At 73.7% G+C, this 11,400-nt stretch carries 9 protein-coding genes and 1 tRNA gene; 6 read left to right on the plus strand and 4 right to left on the minus strand.

Annotated features, from left to right (window positions below):
* Positions 1-20: 20 nt before the first annotated feature.
* Both C1I92_RS11995 and C1I92_RS12000 read left to right on the plus strand, forming a co-directional pair.
* Positions 21-1,370 (plus strand): ABC transporter substrate-binding protein, encoded by a 1,350-nt coding sequence (locus C1I92_RS11995; protein WP_111254893.1) that lies wholly within the window; start codon positions 21-23, stop codon positions 1,368-1,370.
* An 11-nt stretch (positions 1,371-1,381) separates the two neighbouring features.
* Positions 1,382-2,743 (plus strand): GH1 family beta-glucosidase, encoded by a 1,362-nt coding sequence (locus tag C1I92_RS12000; RefSeq protein ID WP_199521159.1) that lies wholly within the window; start codon positions 1,382-1,384, stop codon positions 2,741-2,743.
* Here the strand turns inward: C1I92_RS12000 and C1I92_RS12005 are convergent.
* The 4 genes from C1I92_RS12005 to xylA form a co-directional block, all read right to left on the minus strand.
* Positions 2,740-4,920, minus strand: coding sequence for a hypothetical protein (locus C1I92_RS12005; protein WP_233506931.1), 2,181 nt, complete (start codon positions 4,918-4,920; stop codon positions 2,740-2,742). The two genes, C1I92_RS12000 and C1I92_RS12005, sit on opposite strands and share 4 nt — an antisense overlap.
* Positions 4,921-4,949: 29 nt before the next feature.
* A tRNA-OTHER gene (locus C1I92_RS12010) sits at positions 4,950-5,020 on the minus strand.
* Between the two features lie 13 nt (positions 5,021-5,033).
* Positions 5,034-5,894, minus strand: coding sequence for an arginase family protein (locus tag C1I92_RS12015; protein ID WP_111254895.1), 861 nt, complete (start codon positions 5,892-5,894; stop codon positions 5,034-5,036).
* Between the two features lie 9 nt (positions 5,895-5,903).
* On the minus strand, positions 5,904-7,061 hold the full coding sequence (xylA, locus tag C1I92_RS12020; RefSeq protein ID WP_111254896.1) for a xylose isomerase: 1,158 nt from the start codon (positions 7,059-7,061) through the stop codon (positions 5,904-5,906).
* Between the two features lie 216 nt (positions 7,062-7,277).
* On the opposite strand from xylA, the gene C1I92_RS12025 reads away from it, so the two are divergent.
* From C1I92_RS12025 to C1I92_RS12040, 4 genes are all read left to right on the plus strand, one after another.
* Positions 7,278-8,948 carry an IlvD/Edd family dehydratase gene (locus C1I92_RS12025; protein WP_111254904.1) on the plus strand — a complete coding sequence of 557 codons (1,671 nt, stop codon included), beginning with the start codon at positions 7,278-7,280 and terminating at the stop codon, positions 8,946-8,948.
* Positions 8,949-8,971: 23 nt separating this feature from the next.
* Positions 8,972-9,883, plus strand: a complete 912-nt coding sequence (locus C1I92_RS12030; protein WP_111254897.1) for a fumarylacetoacetate hydrolase family protein — start codon at positions 8,972-8,974, stop codon at positions 9,881-9,883.
* Positions 9,835-10,878 (plus strand): LacI family DNA-binding transcriptional regulator, encoded by a 1,044-nt coding sequence (locus C1I92_RS12035; RefSeq protein ID WP_199521160.1) that lies wholly within the window; start codon positions 9,835-9,837, stop codon positions 10,876-10,878. The genes C1I92_RS12030 and C1I92_RS12035 overlap by 49 nt, the downstream gene beginning before the upstream one ends.
* Positions 10,879-10,891: 13 nt before the next feature.
* The coding region (locus tag C1I92_RS12040; RefSeq protein ID WP_199521161.1) for a response regulator transcription factor at positions 10,892-11,400 on the plus strand (509 nt) is incomplete at its 3' end.

Genomic DNA, 11,400 nt, shown 5'->3' on the forward strand with positions numbered 1-11,400 from the left:
ACATCACTGGAGATGAGGCCATGATCACCACCACTCGCGCGCGCCGCCTGACGGCGCCGGCCGCCGCCCTGGCACTGCTCGCGCTCGCCGCGTGCGGCGGCTCCTCGACCGACGGCGGCAGCGACGGCGGCGACGGCGGGCCGACCGGCACCGCCGACGACCCCGTCGAGATCACGTTCTGGTCCTGGCTGCCGGACATCCAGAAGACCATCGACCTGTTCGAGCAGGCGCACCCGGAGATCGACGTCACGCTGGAGAACGTCGGCGTCGGCACCGACCAGTACACGAAGATCCAGAACGCGGCCGACGCCGGCAGCGGCGGCCCGGACGTCGCGCACATGACCTACGACGCGATCCCGAGCTTCGCGCTCACCGGCGCGCTGGCCGACCTCACCCAGTACGGCGGCGAGGACATCCCGGACACGTTCCTGCCCGCCGTCGTCGGCCTGGTCCAGCAGGGCGACGCGGTCTACGGCGTCCCGCAGGACTTCGGCCCCGGCGTGATGTACTACCGGACCGACGTGTTCGAGGCGGCCGGCGTCGAGGTGCCGACGACGTGGGCGGAGTACGCGACCGCCGCCGAGGCGATCAAGGCGAGCGACCCGAACCGCTACATCACCTACCTCGACCCGGGCCTGGCCGACGCCGCGTACATGGGGCTGTGGCAGCTCGACGCGGCGCCGTGGACGCTGGACGGCGAGTCCGACCTGGCCCTCGACCTGAACTCGGACCGGGCGCTGCAGTGGGCCGACTACTGGGACGGCCTCAACCAGGCCGGCCTGACGATCGAGTCGGTGCAGGGCTCGGACGAGTGGTTCAAGCAGCTCGGCGACGGCCAGATCGCCACCTGGGTGGTCGGCGCGTGGGGCCTGCAGGCGCTGACCGGCGTGCTGCCGCAGAACGAGGGACTGTGGCGGGTCGCGCCGATGCCGGTCTGGGACGAGGGCGACACCGCAACCAGCCAGTTCGGCGGCAGCGGCACCGTCGTCCTGGAGCAGAGCGAGCACAAGGACGCCGCCACGACGTTCGCCCTGTGGATGAACTCCGACCCGACGGCGGTCGAGTCGCTGAAGAACGACCAGGGCCTGCTGCCGACGACCAACGCGGCCTGGGAGGACCCGGCCTTCCTCGACGAGGAGATCGCCTACCTCGGCGGCCAGCAGGCCCGGCAGGTGTTCGCCGAGTCGGCCCGCAACTCCGTCACGACCTGGCGCTGGCTGCCGTTCCAGCCCTACGTCGGCAGTGTCTACAAGGACACCGTCGGCCAGGCGATCTCGGGGAGGACGAGTCTCGCCGACGGCTTCGCCGCCTGGCAGGACCGCGTCGCCGAGTACGCCGAGCAGCAGGGCTTCACCGTCACCACCGACTGAGAGGGTTCCACGTGCCAGGCATCACCTTCCCCGGCGGCTTCCAGTTCGGCGTCGCCACCAGCGCCTTCCAGATCGAGGGCGCCTGGGACGCCGACGGGAAGGGCCCGTCCATCTGGGACACCTTCGGCCACACGCCGGGGAAGGTCCACGACGACATTCCCGGCGACGTCGCCTGCGACCACTACCACCGGTTCCGCGAGGACGTCGCGCTGCTCAAGGACCTGGGCGTGGACAGCTACCGGTTCTCGTTGAGCTGGCCGCGGATCATGCCCGACGGCACCGGCGCGGTGAACCGGAAGGGCCTGGACTTCTACAAGGCCCTGGTCGACGAGTTGCTGGAGGCGGGCATCGCGCCGAACGTCACGCTGTACCACTGGGACCTGCCGCAGGCCCTGGAGGACCGCGGCGGCTGGCCGAACCGCGACGTCGCCGGCTGGTTCGCCGACTACGCCGCGCTGGTGTTCGACGAGTTCCGCGGGCTGGTGCCGCGGTGGAGCACGCTGAACGAGCCGATCGCGCTCTGGGTCGGCTACGGCATGGGGACGTTCGCGCCGGGGCGGACGGACGAGCGGGCCGGCCGGCAGGCGATGCACAACGCGCTGCTGGCGCACGGCCGCGGGGTCGAGGCGTTCCGCGCGTCGGGCGACCCGGACGCGGAGATCGGTGTCGTCATCGACATCTGGAAGCGGCACCCGGCCCGGCCGACCGTCGCCGACCACGACGCGGTCGAGCGAGGCGAGGACGAGACCTTCCGGTTCTTCCTCGACCCGCTGCTGCTCGGCGGCTACCGGGACCGGCTGGTGCGGCGGCTGACCGAGCGCGGCGTCATGCCGGAGACCCGGCCGGAGGACTTCGAACTCATCACCACCCCGGTCGACTACCTCGGCCTCAACGTCTACTCGCGGGTCGTCACCAGCGCGGAGGACGACGATCCGCGCTGGTGGGTGGCCGGCGACGGGCATCCGGGCGGGAACTTCCTCGACAACGGGATGGAGTTCTACCCCAAGAGCGTCTACGACGCGATCAACATGGTCACCGGAGAGTACGGCTTCGACCGGCCGATCTACGTGACGGAGAACGGCGTGTCCGACACCCTCGGCGACGACGTGGCGCACCCGATCGACGACGTCGAGCGGATCCGGTACGTCGCCGGCTTCCTGTCCTGGATCGCGAAGGCGATCGAGGAGGGCGCCGACGTGCGCGGCTACTATCTGTGGTCGCTCCTGGACAACTACGAGTGGTCCGCCGGGTTCGGCCAGCGGTTCGGCCTGTACCACGTCGACACCCGGACGCTGGTGCGCACGCCGAAGCGGTCGGCGCACTGGTACCGCGACGTCATCGCCGCGCGTGGCTTCGATCCGCCGGAGCTCTAGCCCTCGAGGTACCAGTGCGGGCCGGCGGCCCAGCCGAGCAGCCGCCGCCCGCCGCCGGGCGCCGTCCCGTCCGGTGCGAACCGGCCGCCGGCCAGCACGTGCTCCAGCCCGTCGACGGCCGGACGGAGGCGGGTCAAGCCGGCGGTCTCGGCGTCGGTGCGCAGCCGGTCGACGGCGGCGCGCTGGTCCTCGCCGGAGCAGAGGGAGGCGAAGAAGATCGCCTGCCGCCAGGCGTAGGCGGCGTTCTTGACCGCGATCAGCGCGGCGTGCCGGTCGGGCGCGGACTGCGCCAGCCGGCCGACCAGCCAGGCGAAGACTCGCTCGGTCAGGTCGGGTGCGGCGGCCCGCAGCTCGTGCGGGTCCAGCACGCGCAGCAGGGCCGCGAGGTTGTGCGTGGTGAGGATCTGGCTCTGCTCGATCGTCGTGCCGTTGACGGCGACGTGGCTGCCGCCGCCGGTGCGGGCCTCGGCCGCGCGCTCGGCGCACAGTGCGGCGAACGCATCGGCGGTGACGGGGCGCGCGTCCGGGCCGTCCGGGCCGGGCGGGTCCGGCGGCGGCTCGTGGGCGCGCCAGTACGCCGCGTCGGGCAGGTCGTAGTAACGGGCATACAGCGTGCCGGCCAGTTCGGTGCTGGCGAGCGCGGCCGCGTCGTGCCACTTGCGGGTGAACGCGCCCATGAAGATGTCCGCCGCGACCTCCTCGACCAGCGGCAGCCGCACATCGGCGTGCGCCACGAGGGCGCCCAGCTCGCGCACCAGCGGGTTCGGCAGGATCGCCTGCGGGAACGCGGTCAGCGCGAGCAGCGCCGTCCGTCGCAGCGTCGCCCGGGCGGCGTCGGTCACCGGCGCCCGCAGCGCCTCGACCGCGCTCACCCAGGGCAACTCCTCGAACCGGACCTGGTGCTCCAGGTTCAGCAGCAGCAGCCCGCGCCGGCGGCGGAACGCGGCGTAGGTCTGCGCGTACAGCCGGCGCAGCGCGGGATCGTCGAACCCGGCGGCCAGCAAGGGCCCGGTCAGCTGCGGCAGCACCTCCGCGAGCACGTCGCCGGAGCCGATCACGCCCCGCTCGACCAGCGTGTCGACGGGCGCCGCCCAGGCCCGCTCGACCTTCGCGACCAGCCTGCGCGGCACCGGCTGCCCGTCGGTGACGGCGTCGACGGACGGCACGCCGTCGTCGGCCGGGTACGGCTCCAGCCGGTCCGCGAGCACCCGCGCGATCGCGGCGTGCGTCGGCCGGGCGGCGACGTCGGCCTGGACGGCGCGCAGCGCGGCTCGCCGCGGCGAGCCCGGCGCGCCGCGCGCGGTGACGGTGTTCGCGATCGCGCGCCGGATCCAGCCGACGTCGCGGCCGGTGAGCTCCGAGCTGTCCAGGGGGCAGCGTTCGAGCGCGGCCCGTAGCCGGGCGGCGTTGCTCCTGGGATGGCGGGGCGGCAGCGCGGCGGCGTCGGCCAACCAGTCGGCGCGACGCTCCGCCCAGTCCGACGGCCAGCGCCGGCACGGCCAGCCGCCGCGGACCCCGCCGTCGCCGTCGAGCTCCGGCAGCGGTCCTTCGACCGTGTCGCACCACAGCTCGACCAGCCGGTCGTACAGCGGCGCGGCCGCCAGCGTCGCGCGCATCGCGTCGATCCGCGGCGGCACCCTCCGCGCCCGAAACGACGCCCGGACCGCGCCCACCGGTTCCAGGTGCACCGACGTGCCGTCCGCAGGCGCGGTCGCGGCGGGCGGCGGGGTGAACCGGAGCCGGTCCAGCCAGGGCCACAGTTCGGCGACGAGGTCGAGCGCGGCCTCGTGGTGCCCTTGCGCCAGCAGCCAGGCGACCGTCGGCAGCGCGGCGTCCTCAGGCAGCTCGACGCGATACCGGCCGGACTCCAGCACGGCCAGCAGCTCGGCCTGCCCGTCGTCGCCCAGATACCAGCGGTTCGGCCGCTCGCCGACCGGCCGCTCGGCCAGCAGCCGGCCGGTCGCGAAGCCGCCGTGCACGACCTCGAGCGTCACCCAGGCCGGGACATCGGCGACCGGAGAGCGCGAGCCGACTCTCAGCCGGCCGCGGGCCATCCCGTCGAGCACCGCGTGCCAGCGCCCGGCCTTGGCCAGCGACCGTTCCCGGACTGCCGGGTCGTCGTGCTCGATCGCCACCCGCAGCGCGCGACGGAACTGGCCGAAGGCGTAGCCGCGCACGAGACCCCCATCCGGTCGGCCTGCAGTCGACATGGAGGCAGGACTCGAACCTGCGCCCTCCCGGTCCCAGCCAGGCGATCTGCCACTGATCTACTCCATGTGGGTGTGCGCGCTCATCGTACGATCCCGCGCAGCAACTCCACGATGCGTTCGGCGTACTCGCCGGACGGGTCGAGGTCGGCACGGAAGTCGGTGACGCTGACGCCCAGCAGCCGCGGCGACGCCGCCAGCGGCGCGAGCACCTCGGCCAACTCGTCCCACGATGGGCCGCCCAGCTGCGGGTACGACACGGCGGGCAGCGCGGACGGATCGAGCACGTCCAGGTCGACGTGCAGCCAGACGCCGTCGCCGTCGAGGAGACCGGCCGCCGCCCGCCCGGCGGCCGCCGGGCCGGCCAGCAGCTCCGGCGCGGCGATCCGGTGCATGGCGTCGGGCAGCCGGGCCACCTCGGCGGCCGACGCCGGGTCCAGGTCCTCGGTCCGATGTCCGAGCAGGACGACGGCGGACGGTTCCAGCATCGGCGCGGCGCCGGCCAGCGAGGCTAGCGCCGGCGCGCCGTCGCCGGTCAGGATCGCGAGCTCCATGTCGGCGGTCTCGCCGGTGTCCGACGTCGCGCCGTCGAGGTAGTCGGGGTGGCCGTCGACGAACCACAGCCCGGCCGGCCGCACCGCGGGGATGACGCCGAGCAGCAGGCTGCAGTCGCCGCCCACGACCAGCGGGCGCGAGCCGGGCCGGTCCCGCAGCGCGGCGGTCAGCGACGCCGTCAGCGACCGCGCCGCCGCCAGTGTCGAGGGCAGCGCCAGCACGCCGGTCTCCGCGTCCCGGACACCACCGGAGATGACGGTGTCCGCGTCGCCGAGGTCCGTCTCGACCAGCGAGGTCAGCCCGGTGGCCCGCAGCGCGGCGGGCGCGCCCGCCTCACCCCGTCCGGATGCCGAGCAGTCCCACGGGGCGCCGAGAAGGAACCAGCCCACCCCTCGATCTCAGCGCACTCCGTACAAGTAGTCCAGCGCCAGCTGGTCCAGCCGCTCGAACGCCATGCCGCGCTGGGCCGCCTCCTCGGGGTCGAACTCGTCCGCACGCAGCGAGTCGACGGTCTCGCCGGGCGCCGCCGTCGGCGTGGCCAGCTGGTCCAGCCGGGCCGCCGCCAGCGCCTCCTGGACCTCCGGGTCGGCCCGGAACGCCGCGGTCTTCTCCCGCAGGATCAGGTAGTTGCGCATGCAGCCGGCCGCCGACGCCCACACGCCGTCCATGTCCTCGGTGCGCGGCGGCTTGAAGTCGAAGTGCCGCGGGCCGTCGTAGCCGCCGGACTCGATGACGTCGACGGTCCAGAACGCGCCGCGGGCGTTGCCGGCGCCGAAGCGGAAGTCCTGGTCGTAGCGCGGGCCGGTCTGGCCGTTGAGGTCGATGTGGAAGAGCTTGCCGTGCCACAGCGCCTGCGCGATGCCGTGCGCGTAGTTCATCGACGCCATCTCCTCGTGCCCCACCTCGGGGTTGAGGCCGACCAGCTCCGGGTGCTCGAGCTCGTTGATGAACGCGATCGCGTGGCCGATGGTCGGCAGCAGGATGTCGCCGCGCGGCTCGTTCGGCTTCGGCTCGATGGCCACGCGCAGGTCGTAGCCGCGGTCGAGGATGTACTGGCCGAGGAGGTCGAACGCCTCCTTGTAGCGGTCCAGCGCGGCCCGGATGTCCTTCGCGGCGCCGGACTCCGCGCCCTCGCGGCCGCCCCACGCGACGAACACCTTCGCGCCGAGCTCAGCGCCCAGGTCGATCTGGTCGGCTGCCTTGCGGATGGCGAAGCGGCGCACGTCGCGGTCGTTGTTGGTGAACCCGCCGTCGCGGAAGACCGGGTGCGAGAACAGATTGGTGGTGACCATCGGCACCTGCAGGCCGGTCTCGTCCAGCGCGGCGCGGAACGGCTTCAGCGCGGCGTCGCGCTCGGCCGCCGACGCGCCGAACGGGATCACGTCGTTGTCGTGGAAGGTGATGCCGTAGGCGCCGAGCTCGGCCAGCTTGTGCACGGCGGTGGCCGGGTCCAGCCGCGGCCGGACCGCGCCGCCGAAGACGTCGACCCCCTCCCAGCCGACCGTCCACAGGCCGAAGGAGAACCTGTCTTCGCGGGTGGGGGTGTAGTCGTTCATGCGCCAGTCCTCCAGCCGAAAGTTTCCACGAATGGTCGACACATTAAGCCCGTGTGTCGGACAACCGCAAGGGTTGGACGTGGGTTGATGGCGAGCCATTGACGTGTGGCTGTGACGCTCGTTACGGTGAGCGCTCCGAAACTTTCGGGGGTGACCGTGACGCACGACGTTGTCCGCCGCAGCCAGGCCTGGTTCGGCGCCGCCGGCCGATCCGGCATGATCTACCGGTCCTGGATGCGCAACCAGGGCTTCGGCCCGGACGTGTTCGATGGGCGGCCGGTCATCGGCATCGCGTCGACCTGGTCGGAGCTGGCGCCGTGCAACGCGCATCTGGACCGCGTCGCCGACGCGGTCAAGCGCGGCGTGTGGCAGGCCGGCGGGTTCCCGCTGGTGTTCCCGGTCATGGCGACCGGCGAGACGCTGCTGCGGCCGACCGCGATGTTCTACCGGAACCTGCTGGCGCTGCAGGCCGAGGAGCTGATCCGGGCCAACCCGCTCGACGGCGTCGTGCTGCTGTCCGGCTGCGACAAGACCACGCCGGGGCTGCTCATGGGCGCGGCCAGCGTCGACCTGCCGGCGATCATGGTGACCGGCGGGCCGATGCTGTCGGGCAAGTTCCGCGGCCAGGACGTCGGCTCGGGCACCCACGTGTGGAAGTTCGAGGAGGAGCTCAAGGCCGGGCGGATGACCCAGGCCGAGGCGTTCGAGGCCGAGGGCTGCATGGCCCGCTCCAACGGTCACTGCATGACGATGGGGACGGCGTCGACGATGGCGTGCGTGGCCGAGGCGCTGGGTATGCAGCTGCCCGGCTCGGCGACGTGGCCGGCCGTGGACATGCGCCGCTACGAGACCGCGCAGGAGGCCGGCCGGCGGATCGTCACCATGGTCGAGGAGGACCTGCGGCCCAGCGCGATCATGACCCGGGCGGCGTTCGAGAACGCGATCCGGGCCAACGCCGCGATCGGCGGGTCGACGAACGCGATCATCCACCTGCTCGCGATCGCCGGCCGGCTCGGTGTCGAGCTGTCGCTGGACGACTTCGACGAGCTGGCCCGGCCGGTGCCCACCGTGGTCGACCTGATGCCGTCGGGCCGGTTCCTCATGGAGGACTTCTGCTACGCCGGTGGGCTGCCGGTGGTGCTGCGCGACCTCGCGGAGGAGGGCCTGCTCGACGGTGACGCCCTGACGGTCACCGGCCGGTCCATGGGGGCGAACGTCGCGTCGGCCCAGTGCTGGAACCGCGAGGTCATCCGGCCGATGTCCGAGCCGCTGCAGCCGGCCGGGTCCGGCACGGCGGTGCTGCGCGGGAACCTGGCGCCGGGCGGAGCCGTGGTGAAGCAGTCCGCGGCGTCGCCCGGGCTGCTGCAGCACACCGGGCGGGCGGTCGTGTTCGACACCCCGGAGGCCTACCACGCGGTGTGCGACGACCCCGACCTCGACATCGCCGCCGACGACGTCATCGTGATCCGCGGCTCCGGGCCGCGCGGCTACCCGGGCATGCCCGAGGTGTCCAACGTCCCCATCCCGACCAAGCTGCTCCAGGCCGGGGTCACGGACATGGTCCGGGTCTGCGACGGGCGGATGAGCGGCACCGGCTACGGCACCGTCGTCCTGCACGTCACCCCGGAGTCCGCGATCGGTGGGCCGCTGGCGCTGGTGCGCACCGGCGACACCGTCACCCTCGACGTGCCGGCCCGCACCATCACCCTGGACGTCGACGACGACGAGCTCGCGCGGCGGCGGGAGGCGTGGAAGCCCGCCGAGGCCGTCCACGGCAGCGGCTACGGCTGGCTCTACACCCAGCACGTCCTGCAGGCCGACCAGGGCGCCGACTTCGACTTCCTCGTCGGCTCGCGCGGCGCCGCCGTGCCGCGCGAGTCCCACTGAGCCCAGAGCGGACGGAGAGCCCTGTGTTGCTGGTCAGGTTCGCCACGGCCGCGTCGCCGGCCGCGAGCGTCGGCGTGCTCGACGACAGCACCGTCACCACGATCGACGGGGTGGCGACGCTCGGTGAGCTGTGGCGGCTGCCGCTCGCGTCGCTGCGGTCCGTCGTCGAGGGCGCGTCGGGCGCCGCGTTCCCGGTCGCCGACGTCGCGCTGCTGCCGCCGGTCGACGGCGCGACCGAGGTGTGGGCCTGCGGCGTCACGTACAAGGTGTCCGAGGAGGCGCGGGTCGAGGAGAGCGAGCGGGCCGCGTCGGTCTACGAGCTGGTCTACGACGCCGAGCGGCCGGAGCTGTTCTTCAAGTCCGTCGCCTGGCGCGTGGTCGGCGACGGCGAGCCGATCGCCGTCCGTGCCGACTCCCGCATCGACGTGCCGGAGCCGGAGGTCGCCGTCGTCGTCACCGCGCATGGCGAGATCGCCGGGTACACCGTCTGCAACGACGTCTCGTCGCGCACCATCGAGGGCGAGAACCCGCTCTACCTGCCGCAGGCCAAGGCGTACCTCGGCGCGTGCGCCGTCGGCCCGGGCATCCGGCCGGCGTGGGAGGTGCCGGACCCGTACGCGCTGCCGGTGTCGATGTCGATCACCCGGGCCGGTGAGGAGTCCTGGTCGGGCACGGCGAGCACGTCGCTGCTGCGGCGCAGGTTCGACGAGCTGGTGTCGTTCCTGGTCCGGGCCGACGCGTTCCCCGACGGCGCGGTGCTGTCGACGGGGACGTGCCTGGTGCCGGCCGCGCCGTGGACGCTGGTGGCCGGCGACGTCGTGCGGATCGAGGTCGGCGGCGTCGGCGTCCTCGCCAACCCCGTCGTCGAGGGCGTCGAGGCGATGTCGTGGCTGGTCGGCGCGCGCGACGACGTCCGGCGGCGTCCGGCGCCATGACGAACACCCGGGTGACGATCGCCGAGATCGCCCGCGAGGCCGGCGTCTCCGAGGCGACGGTGAGCAAGGTGCTCAACGGCCGGACGGAGGTCGCGCCGGCCACCCGGGAGCGGGTGCAGGACCTGCTCGACGCGCGCGGCTACGAGCGCCGCGGCACCCGGGTCGAGGAGCGGACCGGCCTCATCGACCTGGTCATCTCCGAGCTGAACACGCCCTGGTCGATGGACGTGCTGCGCGGCGCCGAGCAGGAGGCCCGCCGCGCCGGCGCCGCCGTCGTCGTCACGTCCACCGAGGGCCGCGGCGACGCGAGCTGGCTGGACACCGTCACCGCCCGCCGGTCCGACGGCGTCCTGCTCGCGCTGGCGCCGCTGCCGCCCGGCGGCGCGCGCCGGCTCACCGCGGCCGGCATCCCGTTCGTGCTGGTCGACCCGGTCGGCGGGTTCGACCCGGCGATCCCCACCGTCGGCGTCACGAACTGGGCCGGCGCGCTGGCCGCGACCGAGCACCTGATCGGGCTCGGGCACCGTCGCATCGGCGTCATCACCGGCCCTCCGGACCTCGTCTGCAGCCAGCAGCGGCTGGAGGGCTACCGGGCGGCGCTCGGCCGGGCCGGGCTGCCGCTGGACGACTCGCTGGTCCGCTACGGCGACTTCCGCCCCGGCGGCGGCACGACCGCGGCCCGGGCGCTGCTGGACCTTCCCGACCCGCCGACGGCCATCTTCGCCGGCTCGGACCTGCAGGCCACCGGCGTCTACACCGAGGCGCACCGGCGCGGGCTGCGGATCCCGGACCAGCTCAGCGTCGTCGGCTTCGACGACGTCGCGCTGTGCGAGTGGGTGTCGCCGGCGCTGACGACGGTGCGGCAGCCGCTGCTGGAGATGGCCCGGCTCGCAATCCGCACCGTCCTCGATCCGCCGGGCACCGACCAGCCGCTGCGGATCGAGCTGTCCACCAGCCTGATCACCCGGGAGAGCACGGCGGCGCCGGTCAGTTAGGCACAATGGCCCGGTGGCGGTTCCGGAGATCTCGGCGCGTGAGGCCGAGGTGCTCGCGGCGCTCGGTGAGCATCTGACCAACGCCGAGATCGCGGCCCGGTTCGTCATCTCCGTGCGGACCGTGGAGAGCCACGTGTCGGCGCTGCTGCGCAAGTTCGGCGCGAGCGACCGGCGTGCGCTGGCGTCCCTGGCGCCGTCGGTGGTCGCGCCCGGCGCCGCCGCTCCCGCGCTGCCCGCCGCGCTGACGTCGTTCGTCGGACGGGCGGAGGAGCGGGCGGCGCTCGTGTCCGCGATCACGTCGCAGCGGCTGGTGACGGCCGTCGGGCCCGGCGGCGTCGGCAAGACCCGGCTCGCGCTGGCGGTCGCCTCGTCCTCGGACGTGGCGGAGCGGTTCACCGGCGGCGCCTGGTACGCCGACCTCGTGCCGGTCGCGGACGGCGAGGGTGTCCCGGCGGCGGTCGCGGCGGCGCTCGGACTCGGCGAGCAGCCGGGCCGGTCGGTGCTGCAGACGGTGGTGGCGTG

This window comes from Jiangella anatolica (assembly GCF_003236295.1).
Classification (GTDB): domain Bacteria; phylum Actinomycetota; class Actinomycetes; order Jiangellales; family Jiangellaceae; genus Jiangella; species Jiangella anatolica.